The 18,909-nt window shown below is 45.7% G+C and carries 11 protein-coding genes; 7 read left to right on the forward strand and 4 right to left on the reverse strand.

Going from position 1 to position 18,909, the window contains the following annotated elements:
• The first annotated feature begins 31 nt into the window (after window positions 1–31).
• From H9626_RS11935 to H9626_RS11960, 6 genes are all read left to right on the forward strand, one after another.
• Window positions 32–1,237: a THUMP-like domain-containing protein gene (locus H9626_RS11935; RefSeq protein ID WP_191710594.1), complete on the forward strand. Its 1,206-nt coding sequence runs from the start codon at window positions 32–34 to the stop codon at window positions 1,235–1,237.
• A gap of 150 nt (window positions 1,238–1,387) precedes the next feature.
• Window positions 1,388–1,735, forward strand: a complete 348-nt coding sequence (locus H9626_RS11940; protein ID WP_191710595.1) for a hypothetical protein — start codon at window positions 1,388–1,390, stop codon at window positions 1,733–1,735.
• A gap of 11 nt (window positions 1,736–1,746) precedes the next feature.
• Window positions 1,747–2,424: an ABC transporter ATP-binding protein gene (locus tag H9626_RS11945; RefSeq protein ID WP_178255792.1), complete on the forward strand. Its 678-nt coding sequence runs from the start codon at window positions 1,747–1,749 to the stop codon at window positions 2,422–2,424.
• 104 nt (window positions 2,425–2,528) lie between these two features.
• Complete coding sequence (locus tag H9626_RS11950; protein ID WP_191710596.1) at window positions 2,529–4,901, forward strand: FtsX-like permease family protein; 2,373 nt, start codon at window positions 2,529–2,531, stop codon at window positions 4,899–4,901.
• A 159-nt stretch (window positions 4,902–5,060) separates the two neighbouring features.
• Entirely contained in the window at window positions 5,061–5,702 is a 642-nt protein-coding gene (locus tag H9626_RS11955) for a DUF3256 family protein (protein ID WP_191710597.1), read from the forward strand.
• Between the two features lie 252 nt (window positions 5,703–5,954).
• A complete protein-coding gene (locus H9626_RS11960; protein WP_191710598.1) occupies window positions 5,955–6,863 on the forward strand; it encodes a peptidoglycan DD-metalloendopeptidase family protein in 909 nt (302 codons plus the stop codon).
• A gap of 403 nt (window positions 6,864–7,266) precedes the next feature.
• On the opposite strand, the gene H9626_RS11965 is transcribed toward H9626_RS11960, so the two are convergent.
• The 3 genes from H9626_RS11965 to H9626_RS11975 are packed head-to-tail and all read right to left on the reverse strand — an operon-like array spanning window position 7,267 to window position 13,086.
• Complete coding sequence (locus H9626_RS11965) at window positions 7,267–7,974, reverse strand: DUF3823 domain-containing protein (RefSeq protein ID WP_178255796.1); 708 nt, start codon at window positions 7,972–7,974, stop codon at window positions 7,267–7,269.
• 23 nt (window positions 7,975–7,997) lie between these two features.
• Entirely contained in the window at window positions 7,998–9,872 is a 1,875-nt protein-coding gene (locus tag H9626_RS11970; RefSeq protein WP_191710599.1) for a RagB/SusD family nutrient uptake outer membrane protein, read from the reverse strand.
• Between the two features lie 7 nt (window positions 9,873–9,879).
• A complete protein-coding gene (locus H9626_RS11975) occupies window positions 9,880–13,086 on the reverse strand; it encodes a SusC/RagA family TonB-linked outer membrane protein (RefSeq protein ID WP_191710600.1) in 3,207 nt (1,068 codons plus the stop codon).
• A 547-nt stretch (window positions 13,087–13,633) separates the two neighbouring features.
• Between H9626_RS11975 and H9626_RS11980 the strand changes: the two genes are divergently transcribed.
• Window positions 13,634–17,638: a hybrid sensor histidine kinase/response regulator transcription factor gene (locus H9626_RS11980; protein WP_225230983.1), complete on the forward strand. Its 4,005-nt coding sequence runs from the start codon at window positions 13,634–13,636 to the stop codon at window positions 17,636–17,638.
• 204 nt (window positions 17,639–17,842) lie between these two features.
• Here the strand turns inward: H9626_RS11980 and H9626_RS11985 are convergent, their stop codons facing one another.
• Window positions 17,843–18,895, reverse strand: a complete 1,053-nt coding sequence (locus H9626_RS11985) for a glycoside hydrolase family 43 protein (protein ID WP_178255799.1) — start codon at window positions 18,893–18,895, stop codon at window positions 17,843–17,845.
• Window positions 18,896–18,909: the final 14 nt, after the last annotated feature.

The following is an 18,909-nucleotide window of genomic DNA, read 5'->3' on the forward strand; positions in this document are numbered from 1 at the left end:
GGATGAACCCCTCTACACAAAGCGCATTAGTATGAATCCATCCGAAGAAACCCTCCGTTTTATCCGTTTGCACCGCCGTGATGATGTCCGTGCTTTGGCACTTCAGGCAGCCAAGTACCCCGACGTGGACATGGCGGAAGCGGTAGTACAGATAGCCGGCATACAGATAGCCGAGAAAAAGATTCCGCAATGGGCACAGACCGAAGGCATTCTTTATCCGAAACATTTGTCGATGGAGCAGTGTTCGTCGGAGGTAACAGCCTGTTATAAAGCCTCATTGGTGGAGGGAGACTCGTTCGCCGACCTTACGGCGGGATTCGGAGTAGACTGCTCGTTTATAGCCCGCCGCTTCCGTAGGGCGGATTACGTGGAGCGTCAGGAAACGCTTTGCCGCTTGGCTGCACACAATTTCCCGCTGTTGGGATTAAGCCACATCAACGTGCATTGTGCCGATGCGCTGACGTATCTGCAAGCAATGGCTCCGGTGGATTGCCTGTTTCTTGACCCGGCGCGCCGCGACAGCCACGGCGGGAAAACCGTTGCCATATCCGATTGCGAGCCGGACGTATCCCGACTCGAACCGTTGCTGGTTGAGAAAGGGTGCACGGTGATGATAAAACTTTCGCCCATGCTCGACATCGCTGCTGTGTTACGCGACTTGCGCTGTGTGCGGGAGATTCATATCATATCGGTGAATAACGAATGCAAAGAGTTGGTTGTTATTCTCCGTCGGGACTCAGAAGTCTCGGAAAGCATTGGGAAAGAAATCATTATAAGTTGTGAACAGCTTGTTAATAACTCACCATCCCAACATTTCGACTTCACCTACGCCGAAGAACGCGAAGCGGTTTGCCCCATCGCTGATAAGGTAGGCGCGTATCTGTACGAACCCGGTGCGGCACTGCTGAAAGCGGGAGCTTACCGCCTGCTGGCGGCACGTTACGGCGTAAGCAAGCTACATCTTAACAGCCACCTCTATACGTCGGACGAACCGGTAGCCTTTCCCGGCAGGGCATTTAAGGTAATGGCTGTATCCGGTTTCGGGAAGAAAGACCTGAAAGCATTGTTAAGCGGGGTGGAGAAAGCGAATCTCACCGTCCGTAACTTCCCGTCATCGGTTGCCGAACTTCGGAAAAAACTCAAGCTGAAAGAGGGAGGAGACACTTATCTGTTTGCCACCACGCTTGCAAGCGGTGAGAAAGTTTTGATAAAGTGTCGAAAGGCTACCGTATCCTGATTCGTTACATTGTCTAAAAATTATACATCGGGTGTCTATTTTTTAGACAGTCGGAGGTCGGCTTAATTTGTTACGTGTGCTGTATATCAGAATGTTATAAAAATGGCACGGCATTTGTATTCATACTTCGTGAGAATAAACACGAATGTTATGAATACAATCTTACGAAACCTATTTTATACGCTGCGTCGTTTTCGGACGGCTTCCTGTCTGAATCTATTGGGACTGTCTGCCGCCTTTGCCGCTTTCGTAGTCATGATGATGAAGGTAGGCTATGAGCGAAGTTTCAATACCTGTTATCCCGAAGCCGACCGGATAGCGATTCTGGATATTAATATCGACGAAGAACCTTCGTATTTCGGTTGCGTACTTCCGCGAGGTTTCCTTGATTATGTCATCGGAAATACCTCCGGCATAGAGTGTGGAAGTATCTATGCCAAAGGTATTTTTGACGTGGCTTTCTATACCGATCCCGATAAATCAATTAGTAACAATTAATAGATACCATTATGATTAAAATTGAAAACCTCAGCAAAACCTTCCGTACTACGGAAGTAGAAACCATTGCGTTGAACAAAGTAAACCTCGAAGTACGCGAGAAAGAGTTTGTTGCCATTATGGGACCTTCGGGATGCGGCAAATCTACCTTACTGAATATCCTCGGACTGTTGGATAACCCTACCGAAGGAAACTATTACTTGGGCGATAAAGAAGTCGGACATTTGAAAGAAAAAGACCGCACCAACGTGAGAAAAGGTAACATCGGCTTCGTTTTTCAGAGTTTCAACCTGATAGACGAGTTGAATGTGTTTGAAAACATCGAGTTGCCGCTTACTTATCTCCACATCCCTGCCGAGGAGCGTAAGAAAAAGGTAAACGAAATCATGAAGCGCATGGGCATCAGCCACCGTGCGAAACACTATCCGCAGCAACTCTCCGGAGGACAGCAGCAGCGTGTTGCCATTGCTCGCGCCGTGGTGTCCGACCCGAAGATTATCCTTGCCGACGAGCCTACCGGTAATCTTGACTCGAAGAACGGACAGGAGGTGATGGAACTGCTTACCGAGTTGAACAAAGAGGGGACTACCATTGTGATGGTAACTCACAGCCAGCGCGACGCAGGCTTTGCCGGACGTATCATCAATCTGTTCGACGGACAAATCGTTTCGTCTATCGCTGAAATGTAAATATTTGATAAATAGTTGGTTGTTGAGGTTTAAATTCTATGGGAAGAACCGACCTGTTTAAGCCGAAGAACTTAATAACGCAACCGCTAAAAACACCAAACACTATGGGAAGAATTTTTAAGTCCCTTTTTAGGAGGGGAGAGGCGAACGGAATCAAGATATTCTGCTTGGGCGTGGGGCTCGCCATCGGGCTGACTTTGCTTGCCGAAGTTATCTTCGAACGCTCGTATGACGACTTCATTCCACGATTGGAAGATACGTATCGGGTAGAGTCGAATTTTTTGGGGAAAGATAATGACGGTTGGCGGTCATACTCTCAAACTGCCGGAGCCATTGCGCCGGGTATCAAGAGCTACTGCCCGGAGGTAGAGGCTGCCACACGCTTTACGGAACTTATGTTCGGTAGCCCTTTCCAGTCGGAAGACAACAAGGTAATTCGAGGCAAGGTCTTGCTGTGCGACAGTTCGTTTTTCGATGTATTTCCCTTGCCGATACTGATGGGCGAATCGCCCCATACGGGATTGGAAAAGCCGGGAAACGTTTATATCTCTAAAAAGTTGCTTGACGTTTTGGGCGAAGGTATTATCGGACACACCCTGAGTTGGCAAGAGAATCCGAAGGTGAAGTTTACCGTAGTGGGCGTGTTCGGCGACCTGCCCGAAAATTCCCATCTGCCCGATTTGAATATGGCAGTAGCCTTATCCTCTATCGGATGGTACAGTTGGGACGGAAGAGATAACTGGATAGGAAATGACCGGTATAAGAGTTACGTCCGCCTCCGTTCAGGGACCAATCCGGAGCAGCTCAAGCCCAATATCAAGAAAATGATAGACGACCACGTGGGGGAAGAGCTGGAGCAAGCCGGTCTAAAGCTGGATTACACCCTTTATCCTGTGAAAAAAATATTTGTATCCTCGGATTATAACCGGGTGATGAACATTGTGTTTCTTGCCTTTGCTGTGATTATGCTGTTGACGGCAATGTTGAATTACATCTTGCTTTCCATCTCCTCAATGGTAAACCGAGCCAAAACTGTGGCTACCTACCGTTGTTACGGAGCGGGAAGCAAAGACATCTACCGGATGATACTTGCCGAATCGTTTCTGCATGTGGGTATTCTCAGTCTCGCACTGGCTGTGTTGATCATATTCGGACTGCAAGATTTCTTGCAGGAGCAGATAGGGCACAGCTTGCAGTCGCTTTTCCCGCCGCAAACAATTATAATCTGCATATTGGTCACGCTTGCGGTGGTGGTAGTTTGCGGGGTAATGCCGGGCTATCTTTATACACGCATCCCCGTAACGTATGCTTACCGGCGTTACACCGAAAGCAAGCGGCACTGGAAGTTAGGCTTGCTTTTCGTGCAGTTTCTTCTTACCACGCTTTTCGTTAATCTGCTGGCGGTAATCGGTCTGCAATACCACACCCTGACGAACTACGATGCCGGTTTCGAGTATAAAAGTGTGGCAATGGTAGGCCTTCCCAATGTTCCGATGGCAGAACGGGAAAGATGCGTTCAGGAATTGCGCCGCCTGCCCAATGTCGTATCCCTGACGTGGGGATACCAGTCGCCTGCCGATAGGTGCAGTGGTAATAATGTTTACCTTCCTGATACGAAAGAACAGTTGATGAACGTGGCAGATATGTATGACGTGGGCAGTGATTACCACAAAACGTTCCAGATTCCCCTTGTGGAAGGAGAGGTTTTCACGCCCCATCTGCAAGACACGGTGACCCGTCAGGCGATGGTAAGCCGCCGGTTTGTGGAACGGATGAAAGCATTGGCAGGCTGGGAAGGGTCTGCGGTAGGGAAGTCATTTTTCTTGAGCGAACACGGAGGACCGCTGACCATCTGCGGCGTGTACGAAGAAATCCATATCGGTTCGCAGATGACGGAACAGCGCGACGAGCGTCCTACGGTAATGTTCTACGGAGACAAACCGATAGGAAGGCTGTTCATCCGTTTCCGTCAGATGTCGCCCGAAGCCATGCAGGAAGCACAGGCAGTGGTAGACCGCACTATGACCAGTCAGGACAAGATAGTAACCAGCTTGGGCTTGGAAATGAACAGCCTGTACGTACAGTTGCTTCATGTGCGCAACAGTGTGCTCTTCGCCGGACTGTGTGTGCTGATTATCGCCCTCATCGGTTTGATGGCATATATCCGCGATGAAGTAACCCGCCGCCGTTCCGAAATAGCCATCCGTATCATTCACGGGGCATCGGTAGCCGATGTGCAACGGCTCTTTCTTACCGATTTGCTGAAAATAGCCCTGCCTGCCGTGGTAGTCGGTGCGCTGCTGGCATGGAAAGTGGGCGAAAATATCCTTCAGCTCTTTGCCGTAAAAATAGAGTTGTCGTGGTGGATTTTTACCGGCTGTACACTCATCGTACTGCTTATCGTGGTGATGCTTGCCGCCTTGTTAGTATTAAAAGCCGCCCGTGTCAATCCCACCGAAAACCTGAAAACCGAATGACCGGAACCGGTAACATCCTTACATAAATTACCACGCGCCTGTATTCCCCGGACGGATGCAGGCGCGTATCTTTTTATAAATGGTTGCCTTTTTTCAACTCTTTTTGCCGGCAAATAGAAATAAATCGTAACTTTGGCGAGATTTATAACAGAGACCATTATGAAACAGATTCTACTTATAGCCTGTATGTTATGCAGCCTGACGCTGCCCGCCCAAGATATAAAGTCATTGTTTATTGAGTTGCCCGACTCGCTTTCTCCGCTGCTGACCAAAGTTAACCGCGAAGATTTCGGCGATTTTCTTGCCAGCAACATGAAAGCAGAAGTGCGCAACCGTTTCGGCAAAACCTCTGAAATGATTACGATGACCGATGATTATCTGATGCTGAAAGTCAGCTCGGTGAGCACTGCCGAAATGAAACTGCTCCCCGTCAACGACTCAGTAAAGGTGATTTGTGTGGTGCGTACCTATACGGCTCCTGCCGCTGACAGTCAGATCGAATTTTACGATACCTCGTGGCAAGAACTTCCGCTGTCTGATTTTCTGACCTTGCCGTCAGAAGATACGTTCTACAAGCACCCCCAATCAGCTGTTCAAGCCGACTCGTTGAGAAATTTGCGGGCATCGGCAGACATGTATCTGCTGAAGGCAGAACTCTCGAAAGAAGAACCCGTATTGACATTTACCTATACTACCCCCGACTATCTGGACGAAGAAACGGCAGGCAAACTGCGTGCATACCTTGTGGCTGCTCCCTTGCGCTACAAGTGGAAAGACGGAAAATTTGTCTCCTCTCTGTAAGCCCGGTTGGAAGTAACGGTTAAAAGAGGCAGATGAAAGTTTTTGTTGTACAGAAAGTTATGTTTAACAACATATATTTTCTGCATAAATACGCTTTTCTTATAAAAATAGTTAAGTAAATAATACGCTCTGCCGAAAAAAAATTATCTTTGGAACGCTTTTTGTAAATCTGAGTATCCTTTATAGAGGATAGTCTTAAAGTTGAACCGTATGAAACCGGAAACGGTCTCTTGAATAGAAGTAAAAAAAGTAATGATTTTAAAATGTATTAGAACAGTTGCGGTGGCAGCCTTGGCGTTAGTCAGCACACATGTGGCAGGGCAAGACCTGTTGGCGCGTCAGGCTCCGGTAGACCGGAAATTGAAAGCAGTAGATTCTTTAGCATTGATTCGTCAGATAAAGGCCGAACAAGCCGTTTATCCGGCGTATAGTCTCTATCCGAATTGGAATAACGAACGTGTTCACGCTTACGGAAACACGGTAAACGTACCCGATAGCTTCCGTATTGATCTTACAGGCTTCTGTATGCCTACTACCCATACAAAGATAACATCCAAATGTGGTCCGCGCTGGCGGCGTATGCACAACGGTTTGGATATAAAAGTTTATATTGGAGATACTATCCGTGCTGCTTTCGACGGACGGGTGCGTATGGTGAAATACGAACGCCGCGGTTATGGAAAATACGTAGTAATCCGTCATGATAACGGTTTGGAAACCATCTACGGACACCTTTCCAAGCAAATCGTGAAAGAAGATGAATACGTAAAAGCAGGCGACCCCATCGGTTTGGGTGGAAACACCGGTCGTTCTACCGGCTCTCATTTACATTTCGAAACTCGTTTCTTGGGCGAAGTCATCAATCCGGAATTTATGTTCGACTTCCCGAATCAAGATATTGTAGCAGACAGCTATTTGTTTGTCCGTGGAGCCAATCGTTATGCTTACCAGCGCACACGTGCTTTGGCTGCTGTGAAATCAGGCAAATCAGGGGCGGCAGAAGCTGAAAAGGCAGCTATCCGTTACCACAAGATTCGCAAAGGCGATACATTGGGACGCATCTCGCGTATTTATCATGTATCAATCGACCGTTTGTGTAAGTTAAATGGTATCAGACGTACGACGACTCTCCGTATCGGACAGGTATTGAGATGTTCTTAATAAACATATATTAGATTTTAAGAGAGAGAATAGGGAATGTGCCGTTCGGCGTATTCCCTATTCTTTTTATATGTGTGTGCGGAGAAGGGAACAGACTCTTTTATTTTATCAGACGGTTCAGTGTTGAAGTAGGAGGAATGTTTCGTCCTGTTTCGGATGATACCTATTTTGTGCGTAATAGCAAAGCAATAAACGTTTGCCGGATTGGTTGCTGCCTTAATGAAATAATAATCTTATCCGAAGCATCTTCTGCCCCTATTGAAAGGAAGAAAAGAGTTGCCGGGCGGTAATCGAAGAGATAATAAAAGACCTCGAAAGCATGTGAGCCATGCCGACGAGGTCTTTCGATTTGTGCGACTTTAATTTATTGATATTGTTACCCTTCTACAATCCTTATGTGAGATTAATCCAAGCGGATGACAGGAGAGTAGATAGCTTGGTCGGAACCTGAAGGCCACAAGGCAATACGTCCGAAAAGCGTTCCACGATTCAGTGCCGTTTGAAACATCTGATGGTCGGTATAATCCCGTGTAGCGAACGTATAAGTTTTGCCACCGCCGGCATAATCCGCCATGTTTTCAGTTTCATCGTAGCGGTCTACGTTATGTTCTCCATCACTCAAAAATTGTGTGGTTCCTAACAGCAACATCACGCGGTCGATACCCGTTCCTGCAATTTTGTTTACGTCAAATGAGGCGTTTATCTGATTGCCGTTTCGTGTAATCTGTGCATTGTCTACCAGATAGTAGGGCACTACCTCCACATCTTGTACGGCTGTGCCTCGCAGGTTGATTTCGATGGTATCTCTTCCTTCCGAAGTCCACGGGCCGTTTCCGGCTTTCGTGATTAACTGATATTGACCGTCGAAGATGCAAATAGAAAACTCTCCGTTTTGGTTGACAAATACATCCACCGGGTCATGTTTTTCATATCCACGCTGATAAAGCTGAAGTCTCACAGCTTCATTGCCGCGTAATTGCAATGGTTCGCCTTGATAAACCACACGTCCTTTGATAAAAGATTCCGGCTCATCATAATTATCTTTCCGGCAACTTGTCAATACCAACGTTGCCAAAATAAAAACCGAGCATATCTTAAATAATGTATTCATATTATTGTTCGTTTTTGAGTTAATTATTGGAACGGATTTTTCACCAGCTTCGGGTTGTTATTAATCCATCCGTTATTTATTTCTGCATAATACTGAGCGTCAGTGCAATGGTAAGGTTTCGGCCATAAGTCGAGTGTAGCCATGTTTTTTTCGATGAATACCCATTTGCCATCGTTCGGGTCGCCCGGTGCAACTACTTTATACGGCCATAATCCTAAGCGTTGAGCTGTTCTCGTATTCGGGTTTCCGTCCCAAATTTTGTCAGCTTCCATCCAGCGTTTCAGTTGCCACCAGCGTTGTCCTTCAAATGCAAATTCCACACGGTTTTCATGCATGATTTTTTCGTGGTCGATACTTGTCAGCGGTTTTACTCCTGCGCGTGAACGTATATCATTGATATATTTCAGTGCGGTTTCATCATAGTTATCGCCACTCAGTTCCCAGCTTGCTTCGGCAGCAATCAGATAAGCCTCTGCGATGCGGAAATGTACGTTCCACATATCAGAGCCTCGGCCGATGGTTCCGGCGGCAGGTGTAGCGTCAAGATATTTGCGGACATAGAATCCGGTACGGTTGATTTCACGTTCATTGCCGCCGAACGGACCATTGTTTGCCGTAATCAGGCGATGTTCTTCATCGTATGAGTTACGTGCTCCGGTTCGTTCCACCCATTTGCCGTTTTCCTTTCTCAACTGTCCGGCTTGCAGTTCGATGGTTTGTCCTCCGAAAGTAGCCCCCGGGAAGATGATAGAGCCATTCAAACGCGGGTCACGTTCCATGAACAAATCAGTCGGATTGTCGAAGAATTTCGGGTTGTCTATCGTGCCGATGTCGAATCGTGCTCCTTTACCTCTTTCCTCTTCGCTTGCATCAATCGGTTCAAACGCCTCTACCAAGCCTAAGATTACCGACAGGCGGTCGCATCCGGTATCTTGTGCGATGCTCTTAGGCAGGTTGTTAGTGGTGAACTGATGTGTCTTTCCCGGTGCTACAAAGTCGAAACACCAGATAACTTCCGTATTTCCATCCTTCTGACATACGGCTTTATAGAAATTATCGGCATACGCTTGCGGGGTATTTTCGGTAGGATACATCAATTTATAAGGTCCTTTTTCAATTACTTCTTTTGCCGCAGCCAGTGCTGTTTGATAATATCCTTCAGCCTTTTCAGCAGGAATACCTACTTCACCTCCTTGCGTGCGTAATTGCGGATGAGCTTCAGGAGTGTTGTATCGAGCCAATGAAGCAGCAGTCAGTGCGGCGCGTGCTTCAAGCATTTTGGCTACCCAATAATTGGCACGTGCATTATGCGTGTTGGTTTCCGTAGTCAGCAACTTTCCGGCTTCTTGACATTCCGAAATAATGTAGTCGTACAGAGCTGTTTCAGTAGAACGTGGAATCTGCATGGTACTGATATCCATTCCCGGAGTATAGTCGAATATTTGGTCGCCAACGATGGGTACTCCTCCTAAACTTCTGCCCAAGCAAAAGTAAATCCATGCACGGATGTAACGCACTTCTCCGATGTAAGCCTCTTTCGTGGCATCATCAATTGCGGTAGAGGTTTTCACTCCCTCTAAGAACACATTCAGGTCGTGTATCAAATCGTAGCAATGGTCGTAATCACACCATTTGTTACGGTCGAAATATTCTGTTTCATTTCTGTCGTAATAAATAGCCTCGTCGATGCTGGTCCAAGCATCCCAGTCTTCCACTTTTTGTCCCAGCATGGTTCGTCCGTAGAAGTTGGCTATTACAGATTTTATCAATGTCGGGTCCCCGTAAGTCTGGTCTTGGGTTAATATCGTGTCAGGCTTGGTATTTAAGAAGTCGCTACAACTGTTTAACGTCAGCATAGCAGCAGCCAGTGAAGCTGCGAATAAATATCTCTTTTTCATTGTTTACTTAAAATTTAAGGTTTACACCAATATTAATGACTCGCATCGGCGGATAGTCCAAACCATTGTCGCTTGCACATTCCGGGTCCATGATACCTTTCAGGTTCGAAATCGTTAACAGGTTTGTTCCGGAGATATAAACACGCAGATTGCTGATTCCTGTGTGATTCAACCATGCTTGCGGCAGCGTATAGCCAAACTCAAGATTACGTAATTTGATGTATTTTACGTTGTGCATCCAGAATGTACTGGTATCGTAGGCACTTGTTTCGTCTGAATTTAAGCGCAGCATCGGGTATTTTCCGGGAATCAGTTCGCTGTTCGGGTCAAACGGGTCAGACAGATGCCATGCGTCTTTCAGCACTTCGCTCGGATTGTTACCGTCATTTTGGAACGGGCGTGCAGTTTCATAACGTTGAATCCATGAAGTCATGCCGGAGCCTGTCCAGTCCATAGCCAAGTCGAATCCTTTCCATGCAGCAGAGAGGTTGATACCGAAGTTAATGGTAGGTGTGCTGTCTACACGATAACCGATGGGGCGTTCGTCCAAACCATTGATGACACCATCGTTATTCTGGTCTTTATACATGATATCTCCCGGAACAACCGTGCGGTTACCTTTGCGGTCATTGTCAATCGGGTAGGTAGCGATTTGTTCCCAACTTTCAAATCTTCCTACGGCTTCATATCCCCAGTTGATGTAGCCCATACGATGCCATATACTGTTTCGGTATTCATCCCATGAATTGCTGAAACGCGGTTTGTATTGTTCCCAGTCGTAGAAACGAGAATAAGTCATGTTGGCTCCCACGCTGTAATGGAAGTCGTTGTAATTATCAGTGTAATTAATTGAAGCGTCAAAACCTTTGTGCATATCCGACCGCAGGTTTTCTTTAGGCAAGTCAATACCTGTTTCGTTAGGTATCAGTACGTCATAACGAGATTCGGAAATACCTTCACGCAGACGGCGGAAATAATCGACTTGCAGGTTCAAGCGGTTGTTTAAGAATCCCATGTCGACTCCGACGTCCAGTATCTTGGCTGTCATCCATGAAAGAACCTGATTAGGCAAACCGCGTGTAGCTGAACCAACAATCCAGTTACCGTCGAGTACAGCACCTCCATTATTATAGGTATATCCCGACAAGAAATCAAAAGCAGCATAATCGGCTACGTTGTCATCTCCTACTTCGCCGTATGAGCCACGGAGTTTCAGGTTGCTGATTATCTGGCCTATTTTGTTTTCTTTCCAGAAGTTTTCTTCCGAGATTCTCCATCCGATAGATGCCGACGGGAAGAATCCCCAACGGTGTCCCGGGCGGAATTTCCAAGAACCGTCCCAACGTCCGATTAATTCTACCAGATATTTGTCTGCATAGTTATAGTTGATACGTCCGAGGTATCCCATACGTGCTTCGGTGCGGTCTCCGTCATCGTTGAATTCTACGATTTCTTTCAGGCGGATTAAGTCCATGGCATTGGATACTGGGGTAGAGTGAATCCACATTTTGGGGCGTTTGCGTTGGCTGGCTTCAAAACTGGCTACGGCTGTAATCGAGTGTTTTCCGAATTTGCGGTCGTAGTTTAACTGGAAGTTACCAATCTGATCTTCCACTTTTTCCCGATTACGTTCTCTGTACGGATTGGTCATTGCGTCTGTAACGTAATAAGAGTCGGTGCCCGGGTCGTAAGCATACAGGTTGAATGTATATTCCTGATTGTCTAACTCATTGTATGCGTAATAATATCCTACCAATCCTTTAAACTTTAATCCTTTCAGAATTTCATATTCGGCAGTGGCGTTCAGTTGGATAACGCGCCATACGTCTGATACCTTACCCGAAGTATTGTAATTCAGGATGGCGAAGTTGGTTTCCGGCTGGTCGGACACTTTTTGCGGATAATTCGGGTTATCGTTTGCATAAGGCCGTTTGGTTGGCTGGTTTTTCAAAGTGGCGAAACGCGGCAACCAATAGTCGTCTGTTCCCGGAACACCCGGATGCCGGCGGTCTTCGATACGTCCGTTAACGGTGGCACCCACTTTCAGACGCTCGTTCACATTCATTTCGATACTCATCTGCGCGTTGGTACGGCGGAAACTGCCGTAGTTGCGAACCGTGGCATCTTGGTTGATGTGAGAAATGGCTACATAATAATTAGCCTTGTCTGTACCTCCCGAAAAGTTGGTATTGATGTAGAACTGAGGTGCAGTGACCCAAATGTAATCTCCCCAGTCCCAACCTTGATACTGTGGGTCTGCTCCCGCCATCCACTTGTCATATTCTTCCTTGCTGTAACGGCGGTCACCTCCCGTACGTCCGGAGAAAGTTTCGGCAGTGGCATAAGCATGTACGTAGTCTTTCACATTGGCAGGGTCAACGAATTTTGAGTTTTTCTGCCATCCGTAGTAAGCGTTAATCGAAACCGTGTTTTTCGTGTTTCGCGCACCTTTTTTAGTAGTTACCACTACCACACCGTTTGCGGCACGCAAACCATACAGGGCAGCCGAAGCGTCTTTCAGGATAGATATTGACTCGATGTCGTTGAAGTCCATGTTGTTAAACTGTCCTTCATCACTCACAACTCCGTCGATAACGAATAGCGGTGTACCCATGTTTCGGATTTGCAGGGCGGTAGTAGAACCCGGCGCTCCGCTTTGTTGACGTGTGTTCAATCCGGCTATTTTACCAACCAAAGCACCACTGGCGGTTACGGCAGCCGAACGTTCGATATCGCTCGATTTGACAGAAGATACGGCTCCGGTCAGCGTTGCTTTTTTTTGCGACATACCGAAACCCGTTACAACAACCTCGTTTAACACCTCTGTTGCTTCTCTCAGTGTGACTTGGATAGAACCGGAATTACCGATTTTCACAGTTTGTGTTGTGTAACCGATATATGAAATCTCCAGCTCTTCGCCTTTAGCTACGTTGATTTCAAATCGTCCGTCCATGTCTGTGATGGTTCCTGTGCTACTTCCACTGAGCCGGACTGTTGCCCCGATAACGGGTTCGCCGTTTTCGTCTACAACGATACCTTTTATCGGCCGCTGCTGTTGCATTGACTCAACGGAAGCATCAGCCATTAACTGAGAGTTGGTTCCCCATGTGTAACTATATCCGCTGGGAAGCAGGGAAAATGCGGCTGCACATAAAGGGACACGCCACAAGTTGCTACGGGTCAAGAAGCAAATTTTTTCTTCTTTTTTGCTCATAGTGACTAAATTTAGAATGGTTAATAAAAAAAGTTCATGGTATTTTTCAAATTTACCGATTGCAAATAACGGTGATTTTTGCTCTTCGGAAGATGAAAAGCTATTCAATAAACAGAAAACGTGTATATTATAATAGTGCGTTGGATTACAGTGCTTTATGTATTATGTGTTGGTCTGATTTTTTTGTTTTATGGTTGCTGATTGTTGCTGTTTTTCTGTTTTTTGTTTAAGAAGTATCGGCATAAGAAGAAAGACTGTTGTTTACGGAGTCAAAAACTCTTCGGGTAGAATTGGATAAAACATCCGCATGTTTTGCCTGACGCATACGGATGCGTTCCTATGCGCAACCGCATGTGTTCGAGCGTATGGTTTTTACAGATACATTTCGCATGAAACAGCCCGTTTGAGCAGCTATTTTTCCGGTTAAAACTTTACAGTAAAAAGAATATTCATTACTTTTGAAATCTTGAAACAAAGCATCATTATATTCATGCAATTTTTATTTTTGAAAAAAAAGGTTGACCCATGCAAACGCATGAGGCGGGAGATGAAATGCCTTCTTTTATGGTTTGCCGTGTGGGGAGTATGTCTTTCCGCAAAGGCTTCTGGCTCATTAATGTTCAGTACATATACGGTAGAAGACGGGTTGTCGCATAACACCGTGTTATGTGCCTTGCAGGATAGCTATGGCTTTATCTGGCTGGGTACAAGCAATGGATTGAACTGTTTTGACGGCAGGAAGAATATCATATACCGCAGTTCGTCGCAAGACGAAAACCGGTCGCTCGGAAATAACTTTGTCCGTTCGCTTTACGAAGACAGCCAAAAGCGTATCTGGGTAGGTACAGACTGTGGCATTTATATTTATGAGCGTAATCGGGATGCTTTTGTTCTGTTCGATGTTACTACCGAGTTCGGCGTGTTTATCAGTAGTGAAGTAAGCCGGATAGTGCAGTTGGCCGACGGTATGATAGGTATAGCTACGTTAGGGCAAGGACTGTTTTTTTATGACCCGCAGAAAAACGTTTTAACGCAGAACAATATGTATTCTTCGTTCGTATGGGACATCTGTGTGGGGCAAAAAGGAGAAATATACTGTTCTTCATTGCAAGATGATATTCTTTGTTTCGACCGTCATGGAGCATATCAGCGAACTTATCACTTATCATCTTCGGATGTAGATTGGAACAAGTCGAACCATAAGGCCAATTGCATTCAGCTTGTGGATAGTACGCTGTGGATAGGAACAAACAGCAAGTCTTTGTTCAGTATAAATGTAGGTACGGGAGAAACAAACCATTATGAAATAGGAGCAGACCAGTTCCGGATTATCCAATGTTTGAAACCGTGGAGGCAAAAAAAATTGTTGGTGGGAACAGATAACGGGCTGTATAGTTTCGACCGCATGACAAAAACGCTGGTTCCGATAGATAACTCGGTGGGCGACTCTTCCGGTAACGACCGGAGCATCAATGCGCTGATGGAAGACGCCGAAAACGGTATTTGGGTACTGACTAACATGCAAGGAGTAAGCTATCTGTCGGCACGTGCCAAGCCCTTCCGCCGTTTTGTGTTACCCGAAAGCGGTGTGGTAAATACGTTTTGCGAAGATGAATCCAACGGAAATATCTGGATAGGTACTCGTAACGGGCTGTACCGATATGATAAGGCCACTCGGAAGGTCGATAAATATCCTTTGGAAGAAGACGGCAAATCGCCTTACGATATCCGTGCCCTGTTTTTGGATAAAGGTAAATTGTGGATAGGAACATTTGCCAACGGGTTAAAAATCTTAGATTTGTCGACGAGGCGTGTAAAAAGTTATAATCACTCTTATACTACTCCGAACACGATATGTAGCGATGATGTGCAAACGATTTACGGCTGTCGTAACGGGCGGATTTATGTAGGGACAAGTTGGGGGCTTTGTTATTATAATCCCGAAGAAGACAACTTCCATACAGAAACAACCATTGGAGTCATGATATCCATTACGGATATATTGGAAGACGGGCATAACAACATTTGGATTTCGACGGCAAACAGCGGGGTTTTTCTATGTAATCAGACAGATAATTATTGGCGTCATTATGAACATAAGCGTAACGACAAGAAAAGCATCAGCCATAATTCCGTCATCACGTTGTTTGAAGACAGCAACGGCGTAATGTGGTTTGGGACAAACGGAAACGGGCTGTGCTATTTTGACGAACGCCAGAGATGTTTTGTCGATTTGAGTGAAAACAATTCATGGGTTTCCAGTCAGGTTATTTATTCGATAGAGCAAGACCAGTCGGGAGCATTCTGGCTGTCGACGAATGTGGGTATTGTGAAATTAAACCCCATGTCATCCGAAAAATACCAGCGTTTTACTGAGTCAGACGGTTTGTTGAGTAATCCGTTCCGTGAAAGAGCTTCTTTTAAGGCAGAAGACGGTACGATTTATTTGGGAGGGATGAATGGGTTTAACGCCTTCCGTCCTTCGTTCTTTCCTTCAAATGCCTACGTTCCTCCCGTATACATCACGGATATAACTTTGATGCGTGTCGATAAAAGAGAAGATGTACGTAAGTTGTTGCATCTTGACAAACCCTTCTATCAGGCCAAAGAAGTAAAGATACCTTATACCTATAATAGCTTTACGGTGTATTTTGCTGCACTTAGTTACCAAGACCCCCGTAAGAATCATTATTCTTATAAGTTGGAAGGGGTAGACAAGGAATGGTTTAACGATTTGGAGAATAACTATGTTTCGTATAACAATCTGGCTCCGGGCAAATATCACCTGCTTGTGCGTGGTTCGAACAATGACTTGAAATGGAATAATGATGTAGCTGATTTATGGATTATTGTTACGCCTCCGTGGTGGCTGTCAGGCTGGGCGTATCTTGTGTATTGTTTGCTTGCGGTTTGTTTTCTTGCGTATGCACTGTGGCGCAGAGACCGTCATCTGAAGAACAAATACCGCAAACGGATGGAAAATTATCAGATAGAGAAAGAAAAAGAATTGTATAAATCTAAAATCAATTTCTTTATCAATTTGGTGCACGAAATACGTACACCTCTTAGCCTGATTAAATTACCGCTTGAAAGTTTGCTCGTTACCGACCGGAGCAAAGAAGATAGCAAATATCTTTCGGTAATAGATAAGAATGTAAATTACCTGTTGGGAGTGACCAATGAGTTGCTGGATTTCCAGAAAATGGAGGCAGGCGTAGTACGGCTTCATCTGAAGAACTGCGATATTGTAGAGCTATTGCAAGATATTTATAACCAATTTATCGGTTCGGCTGAACTGAAGAGTCTTGTTCTGACGTTGGATGTTCCGGAAACCTCCCGGATAGAGGCGGTGATTGATGCTGATAAAGTCAGCAAGATTGTGGTAAACTTGGTTAGCAATGCCATGAAGTATGCCCATACCCGAATAGATATTCGGTTGAAACAACTCAATGAACAGTTTGATATTCGGGTAGAAGATGATGGAGACGGGATTCCTTTCGATGAAAAAGAAAAAGTTTTTCAGGCTTTTTATCAGGTAGACAATCCCAAAGCGATGTTAGGGACAGGTATCGGTCTGGCATACTCTCGCTCGTTGGCGGAAAACTGCGGGGGAAGTTTGAGGGCAGAAGACAATTCTTACGGTGGAGCATCTTTTATTCTGACGCTTCCCCTTCACGCCCGTGAGTCGGATATAGAAGAACAGATTATCGTATCAGATATGGATGAAAAGGTGGAATCGCCGGTGAAAACTGAAGAGGACGACCCGCTTTTGCAACAAAAATATACCGTGCTGTTGGTTGAAGATAACGTAGAACTGTTAGACATGGAGTATACAAGGCTTGCCAAATGGTTTAAGGTGGTAAAAGCAACGAACGGACTGCAAGCCTTGAAAGTTTTAGAAACGACTGCCGTTGACGTAGTGGTGAGCGACGTGATGATGCCTAAAATGAACGGACTGGAGCTTTGTAACAAAATAAAATCGGATATTGATTACTCTCACATCCCCGTTATACTGCTTACGGCAAAAACCTTACCCGAATCGAAAGCCGAAGGATTCAGGTACGGAGCGGATGCTTACGTGGAAAAACCGTTTACTATCGTTCAGTTGAAGATGCAGATACGAAATATCTTGAAGTTAAGGATGGTTTTCCATCAGCGTATGCAAGAGCTGAACAGTCATAACCTGCCCGAAGGACAAGAAGAAATAAGCATTACGCCTCGCGACCGCGAATTTCTTACAAAAATGCAGCAGGCGATTGAAGCGCAACTGGCTGACGAGAATTTTTCGATAGACATCTTGGCGGCAGATATGAACATGAGCCGTTCTAATTTCTACCGTAAACTTAAAGCCTTGACCGGAATGTCTCCCAATGATTATCTGAAACTTTGCCGGTTGAACAGGGCTGCTGTATTGTTGAAGGAGGGATGCCGCATTACGGAGGTATGTGAGCAGACGGGTTTCAGTTCGTCATCTTATTTTGCCAAATGCTTTAGGGCGCAATTCGGCGTATTACCGAAAGATTACGTAACTCATCTCTCGCAAGAGAAATAAGAAATTCTTCCGAAAAAAACGCTACCGTTAGTGTTACTTGTTTCATGCGGTTAAGTTACCCGGTTCTACCCATAGGACTTGCCTGTCCTATGGGTAGAATTTTTTTATGCCCGGATAAAGTTCAAACAACCCTTTTATGCGGATAAGTTTTCATTTCTATCCGAAGGAATTTTCGGCTGTTTTTCGGATGGAAATTTTTCGTATTTATTTCTGTAAGGAAACCGGACGGACTCCCTCGTGGGTGATTTTTACGGGTTTGATGTAGCCATTGGGGTCGAACTCCAATTTATCAATGCAAACCTGACGTTCGTTTATCCCCGTGTGACCTAACGGACGGCGATGGTAAATAATGTAATACTCATCTTTTCCCGGTATCTGGATAACCGAATGATGTCCTGCTCCGGTAGCTACCTGCGGGTCTTGCTGTAAAATTTTTCCGATACGTTTAAACGGTCCGAACGGCGAGTCGGCTATGGCATAAGCCACACAATAATCCGGGCCTCCCCATCCGCCTTCCGACCACATGAAGTAATACTTTCCGTTTCGTTTCAGCATGAAGGGGCCTTCTACGTAATTTTCGGGAGTAACTTCTTTGTAGTACGTCCCGTCGTCAAACGGCTCCAAAGCCAAAAGGTCGCTTCGTAATTTCACCATGTTACAGTGTCTCCATCCCCCGTAGTACATATAATACTGTCCGTCGTCATCGCGGAACACAAACTGGTCTATCGGCTGTGCTTTATTTATGATTTTCGAGATGAGCGGTTTTCCTAAAGCGTCTTTATACGGACCTTCCGGACGGTCGGCAACAGCCACTCCGATGCCTCCCCACTGCTCATCGTTCTGAATATCGTTTCCGCCGAAGAATAGGTAATATTTCCCGTTGGCATGAATTACCGATGGCGCCCACAAAGCATATTTTACCCACGGAACATTTTTGATGGATAACACCTCCGGATGTTTGGTCCAATGAACGAGGTCGGTCGATGAAAAAGCATCGAAATGCGTTTGTAAGTTATATTCTTGATTGATGGCTTCGGTTTTTCGCTCCAAATCTTTTTTATAAGTAAGGGTGTCTTCTCCGTAAAGCTGAGAAAGCGTCGGGAAAATCCAGTATGTATCGCCGTAAACGATGGCTTCAGGGTCTGCATACCATCCGGGAATTATCGGATTTCCACTTTGCCGGTTTTGCTGTGACCGGCAGTGGGCGGCAGGAATACACAGTATGGCTCCTGCCATGATTAGATGTTTGATATTCATAACGTACAAATAGA

Source organism: Phocaeicola faecium, from assembly GCF_014837055.1.
Classification (GTDB): domain Bacteria; phylum Bacteroidota; class Bacteroidia; order Bacteroidales; family Bacteroidaceae; genus Phocaeicola; species Phocaeicola gallinarum.

Bases quoted from the DNA above. Each gene is read 5' to 3' on its own strand.
- H9626_RS11935 (WP_191710594.1), top strand. From the start codon at position 32: ATGAATCCATCCGAAGAAACCCTCCGTTTTATCCGTTTGCACCGCCGT.
- H9626_RS11940 (WP_191710595.1), top strand. From the start codon at position 1,388: ATGAATACAATCTTACGAAACCTATTTTATACGCTGCGTCGTTTTCGG.
- H9626_RS11945 (WP_178255792.1), top strand. From the start codon at position 1,747: ATGATTAAAATTGAAAACCTCAGCAAAACCTTCCGTACTACGGAAGTA.
- H9626_RS11950 (WP_191710596.1), top strand. From the start codon at position 2,529: ATGGGAAGAATTTTTAAGTCCCTTTTTAGGAGGGGAGAGGCGAACGGA.
- H9626_RS11955 (WP_191710597.1), top strand. From the start codon at position 5,061: ATGAAACAGATTCTACTTATAGCCTGTATGTTATGCAGCCTGACGCTG.
- H9626_RS11960 (WP_191710598.1), top strand. From the start codon at position 5,955: ATGATTTTAAAATGTATTAGAACAGTTGCGGTGGCAGCCTTGGCGTTA.
- H9626_RS11965 (WP_178255796.1), bottom strand. From the start codon at position 7,974: ATGAATACATTATTTAAGATATGCTCGGTTTTTATTTTGGCAACGTTG.
- H9626_RS11970 (WP_191710599.1), bottom strand. From the start codon at position 9,872: ATGAAAAAGAGATATTTATTCGCAGCTTCACTGGCTGCTGCTATGCTG.
- H9626_RS11975 (WP_191710600.1), bottom strand. From the start codon at position 13,086: ATGAGCAAAAAAGAAGAAAAAATTTGCTTCTTGACCCGTAGCAACTTG.
- H9626_RS11980 (WP_225230983.1), top strand. From the start codon at position 13,634: ATGAAATGCCTTCTTTTATGGTTTGCCGTGTGGGGAGTATGTCTTTCC.
- H9626_RS11985 (WP_178255799.1), bottom strand. From the start codon at position 18,895: ATGAATATCAAACATCTAATCATGGCAGGAGCCATACTGTGTATTCCT.